This is a genomic window from Pseudanabaena sp. FACHB-1998 (assembly GCF_014696355.1).
In the GTDB taxonomy this organism is placed as follows: Bacteria; Cyanobacteriota; Cyanobacteriia; order Pseudanabaenales; family Pseudanabaenaceae; genus Pseudanabaena.
Genome location: NZ_JACJQA010000046.1, coordinates 35437 through 58219, shown reverse-complemented (window position 1 = coordinate 58219; position 22783 = coordinate 35437). Strand labels below are relative to the sequence as shown.

Genomic DNA, 22783 nt, shown 5'->3' with positions numbered 1-22783 from the left:
AGGCGTTTATCAAGGAGACAGTTTCTAGCACTGCCTCTTCTTTTTTTAGTCTTGAAAGCAATGCGATCGCTTTTCGCTAGGCTAAAGGCAAGATTTGATCAAAGAGGCTGTGCTAGCAGCACAGCCTCTTCTGTTTTCAGTCTCGAAAAGCAATGCGACCGCTTTTCGGTAGGCTAAAGGCAAGGAAGAAGAATAAATATAAGACATATACAATTCCACCAACCGCACCTGCAAATGCCAAAGTTTCTACAGGTACTCCATTATGGAAAGTCGTAGCCAAACTCAAGGGCGGCTCGAACCAAATTTGACACACATCGCTAAGTTGTTCAGCACTTTTAAAAGCACAATTTGCAAATAGAAGTCGAAAAGCAATACTTAAACCACAATAAATAGTAGTTGCCCAACGCCATCCTAAGTAAATTGGTTGGATACTTTTGCGAGATGCTTCGATATCTTCATTTAAGTCTTGCCAAAACCAAAGTGCCAAAACAATTAAAAGCTGAGCAACAATCCCAGAAATAAAAGATATGCCTAAACTACCAATCGCTAAATAAATAGTAATCAATAGCAGACTTGCAACTCGCCAATATAAAAGTAGCGATCGCTTGATTGCTTCGACATTAGTTCGCAAAGCCCAGCATAACAATCCAAAGGGAACAAAAACTAAAAATAGCAGAGCTAAGCGATAGTCTAGCCATACAAGTTGACGAGTAAGGGTTGCATCCATAAAAGCAAAAAATTCTGACCAGATCTTCCATTTTATGGTACTATACTAACCTGCTATAAATAAGCAAAGTTCAGCTATCCTAAATAAATCAAACTACTGGGTTCTGAGATTAATATTTCTTTGAGTTCAAGAAGAAGTAGTAACTTGTTGAAACTTAATTAGAAATAATTTCAATTCTAAACAAGCAACAAAAATAGCGAGAATCAAACTTGTAAGTTCAAAACTCGCTTTAAATGGGCTTAACGAAACATCTATGTTGCTATAGGTAGCTTCTCAAATAAATCTGATTCTTACATCAGCTAAATAGCCTATAAAAGCAGAAAGGGAGTGTTAAGTACTCCCTTTCTGCTTTTGTATTGCCCTAGCCATAGAGGTTTTGAAGGAAACGTAAATCTGCTTTAGAGAATGTCGGCGCAAAACGTCGCCATTCTCTAAAGCAGAAACTAAAACCATTGACCTCCTAGAAATCGCCAACGCGGAAAAATTACTCGCATGATCGTTTGTGAAGCTATAAATACTGCTAACCACACGCAGCAGTAATGCCATAAAAATTTATCTAGGGGAATTTCTGAACTCAGCCAGTTAAGTTTTAAGAGATCTCTAATTAGAAACTTAAAGGGAAAATAAATAAAAATTGCTTCCCATATACCTGCTGCTAATTGTAAAAGTGCCGACCAATCTCGATCCCATCGCAGGGTTTGCAAGAAGTTATAGCCAATATCCCAAATACATCCTAAAAAGGCGACCGATAGCAAGATTTGAAAATACAAGCTATCTCCACTGAGACTAAAGGGAATGGTCACAATTACGCCTAATGTACCTAAAAGTAAGAGACGAGTTTGCCATCTTCCAATTAATGTAGGAGTCATGGAGATCGTTAATTAGTAAATTTTTAATTAATCTTACTCCCTTCCCAGTCTAAAAAGAGACATTAAAACCCAAGAATTAGCTATGCGGCGCTTCGCGCCGCATAGCTAATTCTTGGGTGGGAAGGGAGTAGGACGGACTAGCGATCGCTTAGCCCATCATTTTGATGATTAATGTATTACGTTACATTAACGCGCTTTGCACTCGAAGAGATGCTATCTCTGCTATATATTAAGCTTAAGCATTGAGAGCGAATATGGCAGAATTGACACTGGAATGGGTGGAATCTGGAGTTAAGAAAAGCTCTAAAGTTGAGCTAGCGATCGCCAGAATTGGTCGCGATCCCGCTCGATGTGATTTAGTTTTATCCCATCCCACCGTATCAGGCTTGCATGTCGTGATTTATTTCGATCCGCAAAAGCAGAGCTTTTGGATTAGAAATATGCGTGAGTCCAATCCGCCCATAGTCGATGGTCATCGCTTGGAGCAAGGAGAAATAGAATTACAAAACAATAGTGCGATCGCTTTAGGGCAGCAACTCCTACAAGTCACCCAAATACAGATCTCGCCTATTGAGATCAATCCGCCCATTACAATTCATGGCAACAATCCTGTCTATGGTCTGCAATGCCCCAATTTCAAATGTGCCAAGATTTCGTCCTACGAAAAAATTACTCTCGTATGTCCTTGGTGTGGAACTTCCCTAGCAGGTGCGGCTAGCAGCATTTTGCCACCACATTAAAACCCCAAGAGAGAGGCGACGCAAAGCGTCGCCTCTCTCTTTCCCAAAATAGAAGGGTGGCGCAAAGCGTCGATTCTCTTTTGGGTTTAAATAAGCCGTAAAATTAGCAATGTTGTTCTTGGCACAACGTTGTTCTTGGCACAACATTGCTAATTTTACGGCGGGAGAAAATGATGCAGAGCCTTGTCCAATTAAGCTGGCTGGAAATCAATACGAATCAACCTCAGTCTTTGCAATTGAGCTTACCGATCGCCATTGGTAAAGATCAAAACTCCTTGCCAACAAGTCTAGATAGCAATCAAGTATCGCCATTGGTGCTAAGCGATCGCTCAGTATCCCGATACCATGCCTTGCTGATGTATCACCAAGGAAAGGTGGTAGTGATTGACCAAAATAGTACCAACGGGGTGCTGGTGAATGGCTCTTTAGTCGAACGGAGCGCAGAATTACACAAAGTTTTAGGAAGTGGCGATCGCCTGACGTTTGGGCGCTATGAAGTCACCATCTCGTTTGACTTACCTTCCACTAGCCAAACAATTATTACAGGTTCTCAAAACAATCCAAACAATCAAAGTAATACGTTTATTCCGCCTGCTTCAACTCCCACAATTCTATTTAGTTCTGAAACAGGTTTACCCCAGACAAATACAAATCCTCCTCCTTCACAATCAGTCAATGCAGGAAATGTCTCCCAAAATGTCATCGCTTTTCCACCAGAATTTTTTCAATTGCCTACCTTGGAAGTGCAATCTCTCCACAACACAGGATTACCTGTCTATGAAACTACCTATGGCGCGATCGGGGGTGGATTAGGGAGTTATATTTGGGCGGACTATCTACGGATTTTTGGAGTAGCTGCTGAGCAGATTGTCGCTCTCGGACTGGAGCCACAACCCTATGCGCGATATAAACGGCTCTGCCTCAATTCCCAAATTCCCTTACATGAAAGATTGCGCTCCAATTCCGATTCCTGCCCTGACAATATTTGGGGATTTCCGAGTTACGCATGGCGCGAAGCTTGGCATGACTTTACTCGCGGCAAGCTAGATGCAGCGCTTAAGTATATCTGGCAAGTTTTTGCAGAACCCGATCTTGCGGAGACCTACACCCCGCGCTCGGGAAATGTGTTTGATTCCATCGATCGCGAAGCAAGTCGCATCGGTTGGGACAAAATCTATCGCTATGGCAGGGTGCGCTCCATTCGCAAAACTAACGATGGACGCTATGCGATCGCCTATTCCCTCGGTCAAGGCAATCATGCCTTTTTGATCGCTCAGTATCTACATTTAGCAATGGGCTATGCTGCCATTCAGTTTTTGCCAGATCTGCAAGCCTATCGCAGTCAAACGGAAGACTTTCAGAGCGTCGTAAATGGCTATGAGGAACATGAACATATTTATGAGCATTTGGAGAAATATGGTGGCACTGTCCTAATTCGGGGGCGCGGCATTGTGGCTTCACGGATTGTGCAGCGTATTTACGAAGTGCGCCAGCGATCGCCACAGCAAAAAATTAGTCTCTTACATTTAATGCGATCGCCTAAATCTCAAGGCAATATCCACGGACGCGCCCACCGCACCGTCGAAAATCATTATGAATTTCAGCCTTTCAACTGGCCAAAAGCTTGTTGGGGCGGAGACTTACGGGAAGTTCTCGAAGAAGCTGATCCCGAAACGCGTCAAGCCTTGCTCAAGGATTGGGGCGGCACAACTACCGCCGATCGCCATGACTGGAAACGGATTGTCCAAACTGGCTTAAATGAAGGTTGGTATCAAATTACCTTTGGCGATGTGGAAAAGGTCGACCAATTAAGCGATCAGCGTACTGCCACCTATATTCGTCCGCGTCAAATGGAAGGGCTTTTGCAATTAACGGCAGATTTTATTATTGATGCAACGGGTTTAGATGCCAAGGTGCATACTAATCCTTTATTTGCCGATTTACTAGATTGCTATAACATTCCCGTTAATGGACTAGGCAGATTGAATGTCAGCAATGATTTTGAAATAACTGAACTGCGGAATGGTGCGGGTCGGGTCTATGCATCGGGAGCCGCAACTTTAGGCAACTCTTACGCCGCCGTCGATAGCTTTTTAGGTTTACAATTCGCCGCTTTGCGATCGGTCGATAGTTTGGTCGCCGCCCATGCGCCACAATTACATTATTTGAATGGATGGAGTTCTCTAGAACAATGGTTTAAATGGTTAACCAACCAAGCTCCCAATTAACTAACTCACAGGATTTACTGTCATTGGTTAGACTGGGATTAGTGATGGTGTTAAACAAATACTTGGCTTATGAGATTTTAGCTAAATTTGAATATGTTAAGTAAAAGCGATCGCTAAAAATCAGGTTCTACCTCAATAATAGTCTTCTGGCGACTTTTAGTTAGCCTTTGCAACGAATGTTCAAGTGATAACTCTACAAAAGAATTTAGAGAATGAGAACGAGGAGTAAATCCCATTAGATCAAGATAAATATCTGTGGGCATTGCTAGACCTTTCCAGTAAGCACTCAGACCTTTTCTCTGTAATTTTACAGGTTTAGTAAATTTGCCTTTTTGGATTTCTTCATCTGTAACAACCAGCCAACTTTTTCTCTGATTTTCTATATAGCCAACATATCGAACAATGCCATCATCTATCCAAAGTCTCATCATGGCAGTTCTTTTGTAGCTATCTCTCCTCATATTACATTGCCCATTAACAGTCATAAAGGGAAGCCATAAATAAACCACAAGACTTTCTCTCTTGTTTTCCCAACCTATCTCAGCGATAGGATTTTGTTTGTTTCTTTCAAACCGAACCCATTTACCATATGGCTTCTCATAAATTTTATAGTTTAAAGATTGAGCAAATTGATAAATCTGATCACGAATTTCAATAGCCCATATTTTTTCACATTCTGAACAATTCCCTAAAAGATTAACAAAAGCTTTTGGAGGATCAGGCAAATTAAGTGTAGGTGCAATTTCAACAGCTATTGGGATGTCTATTTTGGCTATTTCTATATTTGTGAGCCATTCATACAATGTAAATATAAAGCCTTGATTGCTACTTTTTACTGCATAGGAAAAGAGGGTAAATTTAAGTTTGTGGTGTTTTAATGTTGTTACGGTGCGATTCCTATAGGTTGGACAAACAGTGTATAGCTCAATAGATTTAGTGTAGTCAATTTGTTCACTAAAGGGCTTCTCTTCGATAAGGGCATCGAAATATGCAGTAATTTGTTCAATAACATGAGAATCTTCGACATTTTTCAACTCTACAATGACGAGTTGATTCTGATTTCCTTTCGCCAATATGTCACAAATTCCCTCTCTGCAAGTGTGTTGACTTTTTAGTGGTTTTAGTCCGATTTTGGGAAGAACCGTATACCAAAAGAACCATTCAAGATGTCGTTCAGTTTCAAACTCTGCACTCCCCCCATAAATACGAAATCTAGGTAAAATCGGACTATCCTGATTAGTCATTTTATAGTCAATAAATCTACTAACAAGATTTTTATCAGTTTGCTTGAGTGAGATGGTTACGATCGCCCTCTACTTGCATAGATATTAAAAAGGCAATACTGAAAAATAACACACCGTAATTCTTATCTGATTAAAAGCGATCTCCTTAGCCCTTAACGCTTGCTGTATTTTTCTACCGTTGTTAGTAATTCTTTTTCGCCAAAGGGTTTAGTTAAATATTCGGTTGCGCCCACCATCCGAGCTTTTACGCGATCGATGAAGCCATCCTTGCCCGTCAACATAATAATCGGAACCTTCGCAAAAACACTAGATTTACGAAGCATGGCGCATAGCTCATAGCCATCTAACTCAGGCATAGCGATGTCGCATAAAACCAGATCGGGCTTTTGCTGAAAAATTAAACTTAAAGCCTTGATCGGACTAGAAATCGACATAACTTGATAGCCATGATTATGCAGAATATATTCCACCGCCCGCCCAATGGTCACACTGTCATCAATACACAAAATTTTCGGAGATTTGACTTTTACTTCCTGCGGCACTTTAAGCGTTAGGGGTGGAATTGACACTTCCCCCGCCGCGATCGCATCATAAAGGGCTTGTCCAATCGTCAATATACTTTGTCCTGAATACCTACACAATTGACGAATACTGGTCTTGCCATCAATCCACTTACTCAAATGGGGCAAAGCATCATTTGACCAAAGGATCGGGCATTGATTAATAGATTGAATAATTGGATAAAAATATTTCCACTGTTGTAACTGCCGAAAATGGTGGGCGCTGATTTCCGAAAATTTAAGCGTGGATAGCTTGGGGGTTAAGGCAGGACTAATTTCAAAAACAAATGTGCCTTGGTACAAGCCCAGCACATCAAAGAGGACTTCCAGAATCGTACTTTCAAGGATTGCTTTTGCTTGACAGGGATTTAAAATCTTTGATTCCAGCAACGCCCAAATCTGTCCGTACTCGAGGACATTGATTCCAAGTTTTGAGGTAGCTAATTGATCAAGGGCATGATCTAGCCCTAAACCATGCAAATAATCACGCAATCTCGTCAAATTACTGTCGGTATCAGTGGCGTAGATCAATTCCCCATTGTGAAAAAACAAAAACCAGAATTTACCTTCACTGGACTCAATCAATAATTCACCAGTTCTTTGCCCAAACTCAATTAGGTGAATAATAGTCTGTACATCAATTTCTCTGAGCGTGCCTTGCATGAGGTATTACAAATTTGAGTTTTGTCTTTTATGTAGATCGGTTATGTAGATCGGTCTGCTTACATTATCAGAATTTCTTCGCGCTCCCTGATTTTAAAGCTTTTTTAGCAAAACTCTTGCTAATTATATAGCGATCGCCTTTTTGTATAGCTATAGCCAGTCTTGTTAACCAAGAAGCGAGTGGCGGCGCAAAGCGCCGCCACTCGCTTCTTGAGTTTAATGCAAGTGAATACTCAGCTATACGTTCCTTTGTAATGGCAACAACGATAATAAAATAGGGCTTTGGATGATGCCTACAATGCAATCCAAAGCCCTATTTTATAGCAATGTAAGTTTTGCTTAAAGCATAAAACCCAAAAATCGAATTGCAGCGCTTCGCGCTGCAACTCGATTTTTGGGTTTTGGTTTGTACTGACTAACTCTTGCTTTGCTAGAGATACTCAAATAGACCGTTACCAATCTGAAAATTTTTACTTATTGCAAGTCTGGGGGTAGCAATACAGAATCAATTACATGAATAACCCCATTGCTAGCGGGTACATCAGCAGTAATAACTTTGGAGTTGTCAATTACAACACCTTTGCTGGTCTTGGTGACTTTAACTGAACCACCATCAACGGTTTTAACTAGAGTAGATCCCGCTTTAATACTCTTTGCAGCAATAGCCTTGCCTCCAACTACGTGGTAGGTCAAAAACTTAACTAAAGCAGCTTTGTTTTCTGGCTTGAGGAGATTTTCTACAGTTCCAGGGGGTAGCTTGGCAAATGCGGCATCCGTAGGAGCAAATACTGTGAAAGGACCTTTACTTGAGAGAGTATCTACTAGCCCAGCAGCCTTAACAGCAGCAACAAGGGTTTTAAATGAGCCATTAGCAACAGCAACTTGAACGATGTTGTCTTTGGTTGTTGCTACAACTTTAGTAGTTTTGGAAGTACTTGGAGTTGTCGAGTGATGGTCATTAGCTAAAACAGGTTGGCTGATTAGAAGGGTTGTTGTTGCGATCGCAACGCTAGCAGATTTGATCAAGAAATTCATAGATTTTTGCATTTTCTCGTAGAAAATATTAAAGATTAGCTAAGTTTTGTTGCTTAATCTTAATAATACATTAATTATTTAGGTTGTCAGTATCGCGGATTGCTAAATCTGCCAAATATCTAAATATCTATCCTACGGCTTATTTAGCGATCGCCCAATTTAAACCAAATAAGAGAATGGAGGCGCAAAACGCCTCTATTCTCTTATTTGGTGATGTAGCTATAGAGGTGGGATACGGGCAATCACGCCACTTTTTAAAGGTTCAGGACGTTCTTTCCATGCAAGTAGACCATCGGGGCGATCGCCGTAGGTTTCGGCACAAGACAAGATCGCCGAAGCCGTGTTAGCCATATTTTCGCGATCACTCGGCAAATCTCCAAACAAATAGGAGTATTTGCCCTCCGAGGCAAAAGTAACCACGCAAGCATGACTACAAGCACTCATGCAAGAAACTGCCCGAATTTCAAATTGCGATCGCTTGTCCCAATCTTGATGCAATTGAGATAGCTCTCGGAGCAAAATTTCGCCGCCACTAACTCCCACCTTTTTGCCATTTTGCCAAGTGCTAGCACAGGAGGTACAGACTAAAAGACTATGGGTCATTCTTACCTTTTATTTATCATTACTAGGCGAAGAATTATATAAAGCATCAAGTCTTGATCGGGCATCATCTACATTAATAGACTTAATAACCATCAAAGGTTCGTCAATATATTTGCCATCCTTGTCCCATAGCTCAGGATGGGCAAACTGTGGCGCTACGCGGCGAGTGCGATTATCTTGATAACTACGTGCCTCATTTTGTGAAAGAGAAATCATGCTACGAATAAGATTGCTAATCGCAAAGATCGAGAGGATGGTAAAAGCGAGTATGTAGAGGATCTGTACCATGTCTGCTTTCCTAAAAAATATATAAACTATAGTGGACGGAGGAAGGCTTAAATAGAATTTTTATAAAAATTGGAGATTGTAGTAAGTACATCTCAACAAACGAGTTAAGACTAGTACTTTTAAGGTGCTTGATTACGATAGTAGCGCATTCCTACGGCTTGGCATTCCATAAGTAGTGTATGCCAAGGTTTCATCGTTGCCATATCTACACCCACTTGATGACCTGTCGCCTGAAATAATGAGGTTGATACACTTACCTCTTTCAGAGCATTTTCCACTCGTTCGAGTAAGCCATGCTGTTCAGTCTCGGTCAAGAAATCGATTCGTTCGCTGGAAAGCAGTTTCTTGGAGCGTCCAAACCAATAGTTAAAGTCTTCTAGCAGTGGCTCTAGAAGCTGTCTGAGCATTTCAGGATCAGGACTGGCAGTATTACTCATGGGGGTAAATCGTAAGCAGCAATATCAGCGCTATGTATAGTTTGTTAAATGCAGTTGTTTTTATACAGAGTACTATAGCATTTTGTTACTTTTCTTAACATTAAACAAATCTTATGAGTTTTAATTCTGCGGCGAACTTAGCAGCGCTCCAACATTTGATCGAGGTGGTGGCGAAGTTACGATCGCCTGATGATGGATGTCCTTGGGATTTAGAACAAACTCCTGAAAGCTTGATTCCCTATGTGATTGAAGAAGCCTATGAGGTTGTTGATGCAATTCAAAGTGGCGATCGTCAGGCGATCGCGGAGGAGCTAGGCGATTTATTGATGCAAGTAGTTTTGCAGTCCCAAATAGCCAGCGAGGGTAATCATTTTTCGATCGCTGAGGTGGCGGAGGGCATCGCCCAAAAGTTAATCCGTCGTCATCCCCATGTTTTTGGTGAGGTGAAAGCTGAAAATATGGAGGAAATCCATCAAAATTGGGAAAGAATCAAGGCTGAAGAAAAGGGTGAGGATTTAGCAGAAACTCAAAAACTAAGCTATAAGCTCAAACGCTATGCGCGATCGCTACCGCCATTAATGGCTGGCATGAAAATTTCTCAAAAAGCTGCCGCTCAAGGATTTGAATGGGAGGACGCGGATGGAGTTTGGGCGAAATTTCATGAGGAGCTAGATGAGTTGCGCCATGCCCTAGAGCATGAGCCGAAGGAAAATCAACAGGCTGAGCTAGGGGATTTGCTATTTACTTTAATTAATGTGGCGCGTTGGTACGATCTCGATCCTTCAAAGGCGTTGCAGTCTACTAATCGCAAGTTTATTCAGCGCTTAGAAACGATTGAGACTTTAAGCGATCGCCCAATTAGCAGCTTTACAACTGAGGAGTTAGATCAGCTTTGGAAGATGGCTAAAGAAAAACTAGCTAAATAAATGCAAGGGAACTGCTTTGCAGTTCCTTTGCATTTATTTAGCAGGCGGGTCTGGTGGTAAAAACCGCGAATCTGATATTTCGATAAATTTCTCAAGGGAGTTTTCTGCTAAAAACTTTCTAGTCTTAGCCAGATATTCTAAATGGGGACATTGATCCCCAAGAATACAGCCGTTTGTGCATTCTTCCTTGCAATTGACTTGGCGGGACATGAACTTTGTAGATATGCGATGGGATCAGATTCAAGGCTACTACAAAAATAATACTAAAGATAAAAATGGCTGCGCCATTTTTATAGCAAAGCAAGAGTTAGCCAGTACAAACCAAAACCCTAAAAGCAAGTGGCGGCGCTAAGTGCCGCCACTTGCTTTTGGGGTTTTAAGCAAAACTTACATTGCTATAGCTTTGAAAAACCTTGCGGAATTTGATTTTTAATTCGCAAAAATGTGACAACACTTTTGCGAATTAAAGACCAATAAAAAAGGACGCGAAGCGTCCTTTTTTATTAATGCGTTTTAATGCGGTCAGAGAGACTCGAACTCTCACAGCTTTCGCCACCACCACCTCAAGATGGCGTGTCTACCATTCCACCATGACCGCTATCACTTTTTAAGTGCTTTACTATATTACAGCAATGACGCAAATACGCAAGATGTTTTCTAATCTCAACACCCAGATAAGTTGGCAACACGAAACGTCGCTCTGCTGTCTTAGTGTTGAGAGGATCGCTCGCTACTCTCTTTTGAGACGATGTCCTGATACACTTGGCGACAAATTGCTATATAAGTAGCTGAGCATGATTAAAAAACAAGGCTAAACTCTGTGGCGCACGCTGCGCGTGCGCCACAGAGTTTAGGGTTTTATATTTAATTGCGCTTAGCTACTTAAAGATATCAGTAATATCTCTTGTGGTTCTAAAAACTTACTGACAGGAGTTTAAGCCCCAATGTCTGAAACATCTCTAGAAGAAAAGCTAAATACACAGGAGCAGACCAACCAAAATCGCCTCTCTAAACCTTGGGTCAAACCTTTGGCGATCGCTGGAATTGCGCTCGCCAGTTTTTACGGCTCGGTATGTGCAGGGTTATGGTTTGGACAAACAAGATTAATTTTTTCGCCAGAGCCAGAAATTACAACTACTCCTGCCAAATTTAACGCTAAGTATGAGGATGTGTTAATCCCCGTGAGCAAAGCTGATGGCACAAGCGAAAATATTCATGGCTGGTGGTTGCCGAACGCGAAGCAAGAAGAGGCTGGCAATCTAGGCGATCGCAGGGTAATTTTATATCTGCATGGTAAGGGCAAAAATATTAGTGCCAATGCTAAGCACGCAAATCGACTAATGCGAATGGGTTTCTCGGTATTAGTGATTGATTACCGTGGTTATGGTCGAAGTGAAGGTGGTTTTCCGACAGAATCCTCTGTATATGTAGATGCTCAAACGGCTTGGGACTATTTGATTCAAAAGGGATTTAAACCAAATCAAATCTTAATTTATGGACATTCCCTCGGTGGGGCGATCGCGATCGATCTCGCTAATAAGCATCCTGATGCGATGGGAATGATTGTTGATGCCTCTTTTACTTCGATGAGTGAGATGGCATCCCTTGATCCTAAATATCGCGTTTTTCCGATTGATGCTCTGATCCATCAGCGCTTTGATTCTCTTAGTAAAGTGCGATCGATAAAAGTTCCTGTTCTCTATATTCACGGCACAGCAGATGAGTTAATTCCACCTACGATGGGTCAGAGATTATATGAAGCAACTCCTACGAGGAAGCAAATTGTGCTTATTCCCAATGGTGGACATAATAATAATGCTTCCACCAATGAGCCGCTATATTTAAACTCCATTCGGAGCTTTTTTAAGTTGTAAAATGAAGTATCGTGCTTCGCACGATACTTCATTCCTAATCAATCACTCTAGAGTAATGCGTTTATTACATACTTCCGATTGGCATTTGGGTAGAAAGTTAAAAGGAGTCGATCGCACTCCTGAAATTGCCTTAGCCCTAGACGAAATTCTTAAATATGCAAAAGAATATGAAGTGGATGCAGTCCTCATATCAGGCGATATCTTTGATGTACCAAACCCTACAACGGATGCAGAACGGGTTGCCTATGATTTTTTCTATAAGCTCAATCAGTTAAGCATTCCCTCAGTAGCGATCGCAGGAAACCATGATTCTGCTAATCGCATTGATAGTCTTGCCCATTTGCTATCCCTTGCAGGAGTGAGGGCTTTAGGTCGTCCCAGAATTGCGGAAGAAGGGGGTGTTGTCAATCTGGAAACTGCGAGCGGTAAACTTTGCATCGGCGCGATGCCCTTTGCCTCCGAACGCAAGTTATTAGCAGCCGAGGATGTCTGGAATAAAGATGCTTTAGAACAGCGAAGTGATTATAAAAGCCTAGTCACCTTTGTTCTTCAAGATCTTGCTAAAGCTTTTAAAACCGATGCAGTAAATGTGATGATGGCGCACATGACTATTGAGGGAGCGAAGTTTACAGGTTCTGAGGCTGCTTTTTATAGTGGTGATGTTTACAGCTTGTCAGGACAATCGATTCCTTCGGAATGCCAATATGTCGGCTTAGGACATATCCATCGACCACAGCAAATTCCTAATGCTGCGCCGACCTATTATGCTGGCTCTCTAATTCAAGTGGATTTTGGGGAAGTGGGCGAAGAGAAAGGATTTAACTTAATTGAAGTGGAAACTGGGCGACCTGCAAAAGTACAATTTCAGCCACTCACCTGCCATAAACCACTCAAGCGCGTGGAATGTCATTTAGATCAACTAGATGAGCATCTAGAAGCTCATCGAGATTATGAAGGCTATTTGAAATTTGCGATCGCTGTGGATACGCCGCCCATCGGACTCGCGGATCGGGTGCGAAAAGTTTGTCCGCAAGCAGTAATGGTCGAGCCAAAGCTAATCATCAATGAATCCGCACAGGTTCTTGATCCGAAGGATTATGATCGCTTTGATCCGATCGCTGAGTTTCAAAAGTTTTATAGCGATCGAGAAAAAAACTTGACTCCTGAAGTAATTACTGCTTTTAAAGAGTTGTATATAGAGTTTAGCGAAGTACCCAATTAAGCATATTGAAATAATTGCAAAGCAATTATTTCAATATGTTATTTTTCGGCTAACAGTTATCTTAATACCAGAAGCGAGTTGCGGCGCTTCGCGCCGCAACTCGCTTTTGGGGGGGAAGTGACGATCACTATAATTTGGCATGATACCAAATCACGAAAGTGTGGCAACACTTTTGTGATTTAAAAAACAAACCCAGTTATGCCAAATGAAGAAATGGCTACGCCATTTCTTCATTTGGCATAACTGGGCGGGAAATATGCTGATGTGCTTAAATTATTGCTAAATTACAGAGGGCTAGCTAGATAAATATGAAAAGTATTTCTATGCCTAGATTTCAGTTCAAAAGTATTACGCATCGGTTAATCTTTGGCTGCGTGGTCGCAGCGATCGCTATTTATGGATTCTCCTATTGGCAAGGTCGTCAAATCATTCAAAAAACTGTAGGAAGTTGGTTAATCGATCTTGCCCAGTCCCGAATTGACAATGCTTCTCATGAAATCTCAGAGAAATTGCTGGAAATCGAACGGAGAGCGATTTTAGTAAGGCAATCTCTGACTCAAGAGGAACCTAGGATTAGCGCTGTGGTGACTAACGATCGCCTAAACACTTCCCTCAAACAGTTACTCGAAAAACAGCCACAGGTAAGAGCCATTGCTTTAGTAAATGCTACAAGTCCAAAGGCAAACTCAGTGAGTGGTTGGATTTATGACAGACAAAGTCAGTTCAGCACTTTAGTTAGTGATCAGAATATTTGGCAAAATCGCTGTCAAGGCGATCGGCAAGAGCCTTTTTGGTCAAAGCCATACAGTAGTAATGGAGAGCTAACAGGGCTGACTTACTGTATTCCTTTAACTAATAAAGAACCCGATTCCCTCCAAAATCCTCGTCAAGAACAAAAAAACAATCAAAGTTATTTAGCGATCGATGTAAATTTGGATTGGATGCCAACGCTCCTCTATCAACAGTTCGCTAATTCGGAGGAGACTCATTATCTCGCATTGGGGAGTCCCTTTATAATGCTTGAATCTCCAGACTCCAATCAGCCATGGCTACTCAAACCGAATAATCCTGAGCAAATCCAATTAAGACTTACTCAGAATGCAAATACCAACTCCGCAAATAGAGAATTAGTTAATACCAAAATCGATACTCAAGGCATCCTCATTACCAAATCTGTAGATATCGTCGGGCTGATTGGCATAGCTTTTCCTGCTTCTAAATTAGAGGAATATCAACAAAAATATATTTGGTTAATGATCCTCTCCATGTCCAAGGATATGTTGCTAATGTGTGTGGTGATTACCTTCATTTCCCAGTTAACGACTAGAACGCTGCGAGCCTTGAATAATAGTACAGAAGAAATGGCTAAGGGGAATCTCTTGGCGGATTTACCCGAAGTAACTTCTGAGGATGAAGTGGGAAGACTCACTCAATCATTTCGACGTATGCGGGATTCTTTGCAACTGCATATTAAAAACTTACAAGAGACTTCGGCGGCTAAACAGAAGTTAGAAAGCGAACTCTCTATCGCCGCCCAAATTCAGCGTACGATGCTTCCACGCATCAGTGGAGTTAGCAAACCGAATTCATCCTATGACATTTCCGCAATTCTCAAACCAGCGCGGATCGTAGGTGGTGACCTATATGATTTCTTTTTGTTGGGAAGCGATCGCCTATGCCTGATTATTGGAGATGTTGCCGATAAAGGCTTTCCTTCGGCTTTACAAATGGCAAGGACGATTACGTTGATTCGGACTCTAGCGAGGGAATGTAGCACCCCTCAAGAGATTCTCAGTAATGTTAATCAAGAGCTATGTGCAGACAATGAAGAATGTTTATTTGTAACTGTCTTTTGTGGCATTCTGGAACTGAATAGCGGTCAATTGACCTATACTAGTGGAGGGCATGATGCACCTATTTTGGTCAGAAATGAGCATGTGCATTATCTAGAACTAGAGACGATGCCGCCTCTGGGTCTTTATGATGACATCATCTTCGAGGAGCATAAATTTACGTTGCTCCCCAATGATTTACTGCTACTTTATACCGATGGCATTACGGAAGCGATGAATGCGGAGGGGGAATTTTTTACAGATACTCGTTTACTAGAAATGATGGCTTCCTATCCTCCATCAAATCCTGCCAAAGCTGTGCGAACAGTTCAACACTTTTGTCAGCAATTTGTTGCCGATGCCCCGCAGTCGGATGATATGACTCTTTTAGCCTTGCAATATCTACCATCTAACCCTTTTTTGCAGGTAGCAAATGTTATGCAATGGAATTTAACAATTAATAGTGAATTAACGGCTCTAGCAGAGGTAAAACAAAATCTTGGCAATATTCTCCAAGAGTCCGAGATATCTGTGGAATTAATTGAAGATGCTCAGTTAATTGCCGAAGAAGTTTTAGTTAATATCATTGAGTATGGATATGATCATCGTAATGATGGTCATGTTGATCTGAGAATTGAGGTCGATAAAGAGGCTTTAAAAATGACTTTTACGGATAGTGGAAAACCTTTTAATCCCTTAGAACTTGTTCCACCTGATTTAGACAAAGACGATGATGAACGATCGCTAGGAGGATTTGGCTTTTATCTAGTGCAAGAATTATCTGATCAAGTGGACTACGCTTATCGTGATGAGCATAACGTTCTGTCTGTATTAACAAACTTGCGCTAACCTATAGCAATTTTTGCTTAGGTAAAGCGCTTGATGATTTCTGAAAACCCTGATAAATGATAAAAAAGCTTGCGAAGCAAGCTTTTTTATCATTTATCAGTACTATACAAAGCCTAAACAGGCTTTATTAAACCTTATGAGAATAATTGGGGCGCGAAGCGCCCCAATTATTCTTCGGACTTATACCAAAAATTAACAAATACTTTAGAACTGCCATACCACCATGGAAATTTGTTTTAATCTGTTGTGAGTCCTAAGTAAGTGATAAATATATGCCTTTACAAATTTTTATTGAAAACACAACTAACTCTTTGACCTTGACATTGGATGGACAACTGGATACATCCACAGCTAATGATTTGGATCAATCTATTCAAAGTAGCTTAAATGCTAATATTCAAACTCTAATTTTTAATCTTCAAAGCTTGAGTTTTGTTTCGAGCGCAGGACTGCGGATATTTGCTAAGGCTCGTAAAACCCTCAAAGCTAGAGAGGGCAAGGTGTTCTTTACTAACCTCACTCCTCAAGTAAAAAAAGTATTTGATATTGTTAAGGCTGTACCAATTTCGGAAGTATTTGCCAATGCCGAAGAGTTAGACGCATATTTAACAGTTATGCAGTCAAACATAGACAGCGAGAGTGACTAGATTGCGATTTCTATCTCTATTTCTATAAATTGTTATGAATTATCCCGACCCACAGAATCCCCATCCGATGGAAGGATTTGCTCAAGTTTGTTTTATTCAAAACACGATTTCCAATCCCAATATCATCATTGGTGATTACACCTATTACGACGATCCAGAGGATTCTGAGAATTTTGAACGTAACGTTCTATATCACTTTCCTTTCATCGGCGACAAGTTGATTATCGGTAAATTTTGCGCGATCGCAAGGGGTGTGAAATTTATCATGAATGGTGCAAATCATAGTATGGCTGGTATTTCTACTTATCCATTTCAAATTTTTTGGCGAGACTGGCAACCACAAAATCTGGAATTTCCCTATAAAGGTGATACGGTCGTGGGGAATGATGTGTGGATTGGCTACGAAGCGGTGATTATGGCTGGAGTGAAGATTGGTGATGGCGCGATTATTGCTGCTAAATCTGTAGTTACTAAAGATGTGCCGCCCTATGCCATTGTCGGTGGTAATCCTACTACAGTTATTCGCCAGCGATTTGACGATCGCGCGATCGCGCAGTTACTCGAAATTGCATGGTGGAACTGGGATGTTGAAAAAATCACCAGAAATCTAGATCGAATTGTCAGCGCTGACATTGAAGCTTTACAGACTAGCACTTAATTTGCTCCCACGCTACAAATCCCCTAACAGTGTTGCGACACAACACTGTTAGGGGATCTCTCAGCTTAACTTCTCAAGGTTGCTTGGAACTTCTCTTCCAGTAAATCGCGTACTTTCTGATGAACGGGGTTAATGTCGGCATCAGTGAGCGTGCGATCGCTGGCTCGATAAACAAGTCTGAAAGCAAGACTGCGCGAACCTTCGGGAACACCTTTACCGATGTATTGATCGAAGAGCGTGACCGAATCGAGCAACTCGCCGCCCACATGAGTAATCGATCGCTGAATATCGGCAACTGTGAACTTCAAGGGTGCGAAAAAGGCAATATCGCGATCGCTACTGGGATAGGTCGAGAATGACTGAAAAGTAGGAATCGACTTCTTCATCATCGCATCGAGCAAGGTGTAGAAATCTAACTCAAACACATAAATCTCATCAGGAAGTTCTTTCTCCGCCCGTAGTTGTGGATGGAGTTGACCAAATGTACCGAGGCGTTCACCTGAAATCCACAGGGAAGCGGTGCGTCCGGGGTGTAAGCGTTCATCCTTCTGATCGGGTTGATATTCCACAGTTACCGAGAGACTGTGGAAAACGGAATCTAGCAGTCCCTTCGCTTCATAGAAATTCAGAGGTTTGGAATCATGCTGCCATGCGCCCACAGTCGGATCGCCGCCAAAAATACCTGCAATGCGATCGGTTTCATCGCTACCTGCTTCATCGAGCCAGAACACGCGCCCAATCTCAAAGCCATTCAAGATACCATTACCTTGATTGATATTAAAGGCGCAAGCATCAATCAAATTGGTGAGCAAATCACCGCGCAAAGCTCCATACTCGATCGCAACGGGATTATTGATTTTTACTTGATGCGATTCAGTGGGACTACATAAAGACATATGCATCACTTCCGTTAAGCCCACCGCACGAAATGCTGCCCGAATCATCCGACCACCCTCTTGATCAGCAGAGAGGAATCCAAACTCGGTTCTGGCAGGAAGAGTTTCTACAAATTTGTCATAGCCATAGATCCGCGCAATCTCTTCGACGAGATCAATTTCCCGCTCAATGTCCGCATAGCGATAGGGAGGAACGGTTACTTTCCAAGTGGCATAGCTACCTTCTTCGATTGGTTGCTTTTCCAGTTCAAAGGACAAGACCTTGAGGGTTTGCTCAACTTCTACTTCTGAAAGGAGAGGCAATACGCCTTCATCTTCGCGATCGACTTCACCAAGGACTTGCCAAACTTTGGTCAAGCGCAACTCAATCCCCCGCACTTCCTGAGAACGTGCATCAGCAATACTTTGCTCAATCACTTCTCCACCCGCAAGTTCCACAATCATTTGGATTGCCTTGGCGGTAGCCGACTCGATCGCCGCCTGATTCACACCCCGTTCATAGCGTGCTGAAGCCTCAGTGCGTAAGCCTTGAGCGCGAGCCGATCGCCTTGTAGTGACTTGTGTAAATAGAGCCGCTTCTAAAACAATATTGATTGTTTTTTCGGAAACTTCGGTTTCTGCGCCACCCATCACCCCTGCGATCGCGATCGGTTTGTCGCCCGACGTAATCAAGAAGTTTTGACTGGTGAGACTGCGATCGGTATCGTCAAGGGTTTTGATTTTTTCGCCAGCCTTAGCAAATCGCACCCCGATCTTAAGATCCTTGTCTAAAGTATCTGCATCAAAGGCATGGAGCGGCTGTCCCCATTCCAAGAGGATGTAATTAGTAATATCAACAATATTGTTAATAGATCGCATTCCTGCGGCTTCCACACGACGCTTGAGCCATTCAGGAGAGGTTGCAACCTTTACGCCTTTGATTAAAGTACCGATATAGGCGGGACAGGATTTTGGATCTTCGACGATCACCCAGCTTGCTGTTTTGGGCTGAAAATCTTGAGTGGCTAGGGGTAAACGCACCTCTTTGCCAATTAGCGCCGCTACTTCACGGGCAATTCCCACCATACTCAGAGCATCGGCACGGTTGGCGGTCGAGGTCACATCAAGGATGGCATCATCCAGCCCCAGTAATGGGCGCACATCTGCACCCACGGTTAAGCCCTCAGGAAATTCATGGATGCCGCTTGATTCTTTGGCTAAGCCAATTTCAGCGAGGGAGCAGATCATCCCTTCAGAACGCTCACCCCGCAGCTTGGTGGGGCGCAATTTTAAGTCAATGGTGGGTAAATAAGTCCCAACTGTGGCTACAGGCACAAATAAGCCCTGTCTAGCATTTGCCGCACCACAGACGATTTGCAAGGGTTCAGGTGCGCCAATATCAACTTTACATACCTGTAATTTATCGGCATTAGGGTGGCGATCGGCGGTGAGGATATGACCAACGACTACGCCCTCAGCCCATGTTCTGCGGTCTTCGATGGACTCCACTTCAAAGCCTGCCATCGTTAGTTTTTCTTCTAGCTCTTGGGGCGAGAGATCGCAGTCAACAAGTTCGCGGAGCCAATTCAAAGAGATACGCATTGGAAGTTTCTAAGGAAAAGTGTTAAGAAATATTCAGGTTATAGTAGTTTAGCAAAATCCGCACTGCAAACTTACTAACTATATTTCTCGCTATAGCCCAAGGTTCTGAAATCCTACCAATACAACTTGTCTCCACTGGATATATCAACGCCAGAGATAGCTACTTCGCGATCGATTCAAATTACAGTAGCGCTCTAACAATCCGACGGAGTAGGTGGATCACTATTTTAAAGGCTACTACCTTTACTTAATAGCTTCAAGATTAAGACTTACAGGATAGTACTTACCATTTACTAAAATCTTGCATACCGAATAATCATCAAAAGTAGTTAGTTCCTCTGATCCTGGTGTCCACGCTCTTACTTGAGAAAAACCCGCCTTAAGTAATAGTTCAGTCAAGCTAGAATGATTAAATATTGTCATGTGAAAATTATATTTATAGTCTTGTCCTCCCATTAATGGACTAATAACTGAGTTGACGCTATTCTCATTGTCCTTATAAACACCTAGTAGAAGATCAAAGTCTGGTACTGAAAGACGGAGAATACCTTCTTTTTTTAAAACCCTAAACCACTCAGCTAAGACCTGTTCAACTCTAAGATGTGAAAAATGTTCCAAGCAGTGAGAGGCATAAATTAAATCAACTTTGTTCTCTGGCAAAAATGATAAATCATCAATATTTCTAACATAGTGAATGTGTGAATCAGGCAATCCATCAATATTAACAAATTTGTTGTGTTTAATATTTCCACATCCAATGTGCAAATTGTATACTCCATCTAAATCTGGAAAAGAAGGTCGAATAAATTGTCTTTTTAATTTGCCTACAATAATCTTAGAATTTGTTGAGAAGTTTGTTAATCCCTTGTAATAAGAAGAAAGCTTCGTACGATATCTATGTTTAATATATGAAGGAAGAAGAACCTTTAAATCATTTATATTCATAAGTTTTTTATAGATATTAATAAACTTTATAAAAACACTGATCTACGGATAGCATAACCATAACATTTTTTAAATAAATGTGTACTTATTTGTAAATAAAATATTGATTCTAGTATGAATTTTGAGTTTTCATTTCACCTACAGCAAAATGAAAACTGCTATAATCTCGAAATGGTTGTAATAGCCATCTCTTAGGTAAAATTTGTATATGAGATTTACTTTCTTCACCTAAAGAAACTTCAATTAAGTATTATGGTAATCGCGCCTTCTTGAACTGATAGAGCAATGACCCAAACAATTTCTTTCAAACTCTCCGAACTCGCTGAAGAATTTGCCGCTACACTTCCCGATTGTCGATTTGAATCCAATGGAGATGATCCTGTAATTTCAGGAGTAGCGGCGATCGATAAGGCACAATCTGGAGAAATTACCTTTGTGTCTTCATCAAAGTTTGTAGCGCGTCTCAAAGATACCCAAGCTAGTGCCGTAATTCTCGATCAGAAAACGCCATCGCCTTTGCCCTGCATCCGTACCTCCCATCCTCGGATTCTGTTTGCTAAGGTTCTCGAAAAGTTTTATCAACCACCCACGCCGCCCGTGGGCATCCATCCCACCGCAATTTTGGGCGAAGGCGTACAACTCGGCGCAAATGTCGCGATCGCCCCCTATGTCGTCATTAGCGATCGCGTCAAAATTGGTGATAATGTCACGATTTATCCCCATGTCACCATTTATAACGATGTGGAAATCGGTGCAAATACCACGATTCATGCCAATTGTGTAATTAGTGATCGCACCCAGATCGGCGCTAATTGTTTATTCCATCCCAGTACGGTGCTTGGTGGAGACGGCTTTGGCTTTGAGATATCGCCCAACGGCACATGGTACAAAGTTCCGCAAATTGGACATGTGATTATTGAAGATCATGTGGAACTGGGATGTTCCTGTGCTGTTGACCGTCCTGCGGTGGGAGTTACGGTCATTCGTAAAGGTTCAAAGCTGGATAATTTTGTGCAGATTGGGCATGGAGTGGAAGTGGGAGCACATTCGGTTTTGGCTTCGCAGGTGGGCTTAGCGGGTGGTGTTACTCTGGGGCATCATGTAGTGATGGCGGGACAGGTCGGTGCGGCTAATCATATTCACATTGGTGATGGCGCAATTATTGGTGCTAAGTCTGGCATTCCGAGTGATGTTCCCGCAGGGGTGACGATGATGGGCTATCCTGTGGTTCCTGAAAAGGATTGGAAGCGAATTGTGATCTCTGAGCGACAGCTTCCTGATTTGCTGCATACAGTTCGCAAATTAGAAAAGAGAATTGCCGAATTAGAAGCAAAGCTTCCCTAAAGCAAAAGGCGGCGCGATGCGCCGCCTTTTGCTTGGTGAAAATGGTGTAGCCATTTTTAGTTTTGGTGTAATAGCGAAAGCTGATAATAATTTTCGGCATGGGCGATCGACTCCTGTTGTTCGGCTTCGGAAAGTTGGCGCATTACCTTTGCTGGCACACCAGCCACTACCACCCCCGCAGGTACATCTTTTGTGACTACTGCCCCCGCCCCAACTACACTTCCTGCACCAATTCTGACCCCTTCTAAAATGATTGCTCCCATGCCGATCAAACTACCGCGTCCAATTTCAACCCCATGAATCACGGCTCGATGCCCGATGGTCACATATTCTCCGATTATTAATGTTTTATGGGGATCGCCATGTAAAATTGCACCATCCTGAATATTGGTGCAGTAGCCTATTTCCATACGATTTACATCGGCTCGAATAACCACTTTGTACCAAATATTTACGCGATCGCTAAGATGCACATCGCCCACTACCACCGCATCACTGGCAATAAAGGCGGCTTTACTAAGATCGGGGATGGGAAGTTGGGAGTAGGGAATCTGCATAAAAATATTTGTTTTTCAAACTATTTTATAGCTCTAACCAATAATATTTGGACAAAAA

At 42.1% G+C, this 22783-nt stretch carries 20 protein-coding genes and 1 tRNA gene; 9 read left to right on the top strand and 12 right to left on the bottom strand.

Going from position 1 to position 22783, the window contains the following annotated elements:
- Window positions 1–136: 136 nt before the first annotated feature.
- Window positions 137–727 carry a DUF3177 family protein gene (locus tag H6F42_RS18940; protein WP_190400940.1) on the bottom strand — a complete coding sequence of 197 codons (591 nt, stop codon included), beginning with the start codon at window positions 725–727 and terminating at the stop codon, window positions 137–139.
- Window positions 728–1170: 443 nt separating this feature from the next.
- Window positions 1171–1596: a hypothetical protein gene (locus H6F42_RS18935; RefSeq protein WP_190400939.1), complete on the bottom strand. Its 426-nt coding sequence runs from the start codon at window positions 1594–1596 to the stop codon at window positions 1171–1173.
- Window positions 1597–1850: 254 nt separating this feature from the next.
- On the opposite strand from H6F42_RS18935, the gene H6F42_RS18930 reads away from it, so the two are divergent.
- Both H6F42_RS18930 and H6F42_RS18925 read left to right on the top strand, forming a co-directional pair.
- A complete protein-coding gene (locus H6F42_RS18930; RefSeq protein WP_190400938.1) occupies window positions 1851–2336 on the top strand; it encodes an FHA domain-containing protein in 486 nt (161 codons plus the stop codon).
- 170 nt (window positions 2337–2506) lie between these two features.
- A complete protein-coding gene (locus H6F42_RS18925) occupies window positions 2507–4564 on the top strand; it encodes an FHA domain-containing protein (protein ID WP_190400937.1) in 2058 nt (685 codons plus the stop codon).
- Window positions 4565–4677: 113 nt separating this feature from the next.
- Here the strand turns inward: H6F42_RS18925 and H6F42_RS18920 are convergent, their stop codons facing one another.
- The 6 genes from H6F42_RS18920 to H6F42_RS18895 all read right to left on the bottom strand — a co-directional run bounded on the left by H6F42_RS18920 (window position 4678) and on the right by H6F42_RS18895 (window position 9394).
- Window positions 4678–5808: an endonuclease NucS domain-containing protein gene (locus H6F42_RS18920; protein WP_190400936.1), complete on the bottom strand. Its 1131-nt coding sequence runs from the start codon at window positions 5806–5808 to the stop codon at window positions 4678–4680.
- A 152-nt stretch (window positions 5809–5960) separates the two neighbouring features.
- On the bottom strand, window positions 5961–7031 hold the full coding sequence (locus H6F42_RS18915; protein WP_190400935.1) for a response regulator: 1071 nt from the start codon (window positions 7029–7031) through the stop codon (window positions 5961–5963).
- A gap of 474 nt (window positions 7032–7505) precedes the next feature.
- A complete protein-coding gene (locus tag H6F42_RS18910; RefSeq protein ID WP_190400934.1) occupies window positions 7506–8066 on the bottom strand; it encodes a fasciclin domain-containing protein in 561 nt (186 codons plus the stop codon).
- Window positions 8067–8285: 219 nt separating this feature from the next.
- Complete coding sequence (locus tag H6F42_RS18905; RefSeq protein WP_190400933.1) at window positions 8286–8669, bottom strand: DUF1636 domain-containing protein; 384 nt, start codon at window positions 8667–8669, stop codon at window positions 8286–8288.
- A gap of 9 nt (window positions 8670–8678) precedes the next feature.
- A complete protein-coding gene (locus H6F42_RS18900; RefSeq protein WP_190400932.1) occupies window positions 8679–8957 on the bottom strand; it encodes a DUF2973 domain-containing protein in 279 nt (92 codons plus the stop codon).
- A 119-nt stretch (window positions 8958–9076) separates the two neighbouring features.
- Window positions 9077–9394, bottom strand: a complete 318-nt coding sequence (locus H6F42_RS18895) for a DUF2605 domain-containing protein (protein WP_190400931.1) — start codon at window positions 9392–9394, stop codon at window positions 9077–9079.
- A 113-nt stretch (window positions 9395–9507) separates the two neighbouring features.
- On the opposite strand from H6F42_RS18895, the gene mazG reads away from it, so the two are divergent.
- Entirely contained in the window at window positions 9508–10320 is an 813-nt protein-coding gene (mazG, locus tag H6F42_RS18890; RefSeq protein WP_190400930.1) for a nucleoside triphosphate pyrophosphohydrolase, read from the top strand.
- A 517-nt stretch (window positions 10321–10837) separates the two neighbouring features.
- On the opposite strand, the gene H6F42_RS18885 is transcribed toward mazG, so the two are convergent.
- A tRNA-Leu gene (locus H6F42_RS18885) sits at window positions 10838–10918 on the bottom strand.
- Between the two features lie 346 nt (window positions 10919–11264).
- Here H6F42_RS18885 and H6F42_RS18880 point away from each other — a divergent pair.
- The 5 genes from H6F42_RS18880 (at window position 11265) to H6F42_RS18860 (ending at window position 17402) form a co-directional block, all read left to right on the top strand.
- Window positions 11265–12194 carry an alpha/beta fold hydrolase gene (locus H6F42_RS18880; protein WP_190400929.1) on the top strand — a complete coding sequence of 310 codons (930 nt, stop codon included), beginning with the start codon at window positions 11265–11267 and terminating at the stop codon, window positions 12192–12194.
- A 1-nt stretch (window position 12195) separates the two neighbouring features.
- Window positions 12196–13416, top strand: coding sequence for an exonuclease subunit SbcD (sbcD, locus tag H6F42_RS18875; protein WP_242018523.1), 1221 nt, complete (start codon window positions 12196–12198; stop codon window positions 13414–13416).
- A 323-nt stretch (window positions 13417–13739) separates the two neighbouring features.
- The gene (locus H6F42_RS18870; RefSeq protein WP_242018522.1) at window positions 13740–16097 is read left to right on the top strand and encodes a SpoIIE family protein phosphatase; all 2358 of its coding nucleotides are present in this window, start codon (window positions 13740–13742) and stop codon (window positions 16095–16097) included.
- Between the two features lie 272 nt (window positions 16098–16369).
- Complete coding sequence (locus tag H6F42_RS18865; protein WP_190400927.1) at window positions 16370–16744, top strand: STAS domain-containing protein; 375 nt, start codon at window positions 16370–16372, stop codon at window positions 16742–16744.
- A gap of 34 nt (window positions 16745–16778) precedes the next feature.
- Complete coding sequence (locus tag H6F42_RS18860) at window positions 16779–17402, top strand: Vat family streptogramin A O-acetyltransferase (RefSeq protein WP_190400926.1); 624 nt, start codon at window positions 16779–16781, stop codon at window positions 17400–17402.
- Window positions 17403–17467: 65 nt separating this feature from the next.
- Here the strand turns inward: H6F42_RS18860 and pheT are convergent, their stop codons facing one another.
- Entirely contained in the window at window positions 17468–19879 is a 2412-nt protein-coding gene (pheT, locus tag H6F42_RS18855; RefSeq protein WP_190400925.1) for a phenylalanine--tRNA ligase subunit beta, read from the bottom strand.
- Window positions 19880–20122: 243 nt separating this feature from the next.
- Window positions 20123–20824, bottom strand: a complete 702-nt coding sequence (locus H6F42_RS18850) for a methyltransferase domain-containing protein (RefSeq protein WP_190400924.1) — start codon at window positions 20822–20824, stop codon at window positions 20123–20125.
- A gap of 285 nt (window positions 20825–21109) precedes the next feature.
- Here H6F42_RS18850 and lpxD point away from each other — a divergent pair, with 285 nt between their 5' ends.
- The gene (lpxD, locus tag H6F42_RS18845; protein ID WP_190400923.1) at window positions 21110–22168 is read left to right on the top strand and encodes a UDP-3-O-(3-hydroxymyristoyl)glucosamine N-acyltransferase; all 1059 of its coding nucleotides are present in this window, start codon (window positions 21110–21112) and stop codon (window positions 22166–22168) included.
- A 56-nt stretch (window positions 22169–22224) separates the two neighbouring features.
- Here the strand turns inward: lpxD and H6F42_RS18840 are convergent, their stop codons facing one another.
- Window positions 22225–22725 carry a gamma carbonic anhydrase family protein gene (locus H6F42_RS18840; protein WP_190400922.1) on the bottom strand — a complete coding sequence of 167 codons (501 nt, stop codon included), beginning with the start codon at window positions 22723–22725 and terminating at the stop codon, window positions 22225–22227.
- Window positions 22726–22783: the final 58 nt, after the last annotated feature.

Excerpts from the sequence above, each read along its gene's own strand:
- H6F42_RS18940 (WP_190400940.1), bottom strand. The coding sequence starts at position 727 with ATGGATGCAACCCTTACTCGTCAACTTGTATGGCTAGACTATCGCTTA.
- H6F42_RS18935 (WP_190400939.1), bottom strand. The coding sequence starts at position 1,596 with ATGACTCCTACATTAATTGGAAGATGGCAAACTCGTCTCTTACTTTTA.
- H6F42_RS18930 (WP_190400938.1), top strand. The coding sequence starts at position 1,851 with ATGGCAGAATTGACACTGGAATGGGTGGAATCTGGAGTTAAGAAAAGC.
- H6F42_RS18925 (WP_190400937.1), top strand. The coding sequence starts at position 2,507 with ATGATGCAGAGCCTTGTCCAATTAAGCTGGCTGGAAATCAATACGAAT.
- H6F42_RS18920 (WP_190400936.1), bottom strand. The coding sequence starts at position 5,808 with ATGACTAATCAGGATAGTCCGATTTTACCTAGATTTCGTATTTATGGG.
- H6F42_RS18915 (WP_190400935.1), bottom strand. The coding sequence starts at position 7,031 with ATGCAAGGCACGCTCAGAGAAATTGATGTACAGACTATTATTCACCTA.
- H6F42_RS18910 (WP_190400934.1), bottom strand. The coding sequence starts at position 8,066 with ATGAATTTCTTGATCAAATCTGCTAGCGTTGCGATCGCAACAACAACC.
- H6F42_RS18905 (WP_190400933.1), bottom strand. The coding sequence starts at position 8,669 with ATGACCCATAGTCTTTTAGTCTGTACCTCCTGTGCTAGCACTTGGCAA.
- H6F42_RS18900 (WP_190400932.1), bottom strand. The coding sequence starts at position 8,957 with ATGGTACAGATCCTCTACATACTCGCTTTTACCATCCTCTCGATCTTT.
- H6F42_RS18895 (WP_190400931.1), bottom strand. The coding sequence starts at position 9,394 with ATGAGTAATACTGCCAGTCCTGATCCTGAAATGCTCAGACAGCTTCTA.
- mazG (WP_190400930.1), top strand. The coding sequence starts at position 9,508 with ATGAGTTTTAATTCTGCGGCGAACTTAGCAGCGCTCCAACATTTGATC.
- H6F42_RS18880 (WP_190400929.1), top strand. The coding sequence starts at position 11,265 with ATGTCTGAAACATCTCTAGAAGAAAAGCTAAATACACAGGAGCAGACC.
- sbcD (WP_242018523.1), top strand. The coding sequence starts at position 12,196 with ATGAAGTATCGTGCTTCGCACGATACTTCATTCCTAATCAATCACTCT.
- H6F42_RS18870 (WP_242018522.1), top strand. The coding sequence starts at position 13,740 with ATGCCTAGATTTCAGTTCAAAAGTATTACGCATCGGTTAATCTTTGGC.
- H6F42_RS18865 (WP_190400927.1), top strand. The coding sequence starts at position 16,370 with ATGCCTTTACAAATTTTTATTGAAAACACAACTAACTCTTTGACCTTG.
- H6F42_RS18860 (WP_190400926.1), top strand. The coding sequence starts at position 16,779 with ATGAATTATCCCGACCCACAGAATCCCCATCCGATGGAAGGATTTGCT.
- pheT (WP_190400925.1), bottom strand. The coding sequence starts at position 19,879 with ATGCGTATCTCTTTGAATTGGCTCCGCGAACTTGTTGACTGCGATCTC.
- H6F42_RS18850 (WP_190400924.1), bottom strand. The coding sequence starts at position 20,824 with ATGAATATAAATGATTTAAAGGTTCTTCTTCCTTCATATATTAAACAT.
- lpxD (WP_190400923.1), top strand. The coding sequence starts at position 21,110 with ATGACCCAAACAATTTCTTTCAAACTCTCCGAACTCGCTGAAGAATTT.
- H6F42_RS18840 (WP_190400922.1), bottom strand. The coding sequence starts at position 22,725 with ATGCAGATTCCCTACTCCCAACTTCCCATCCCCGATCTTAGTAAAGCC.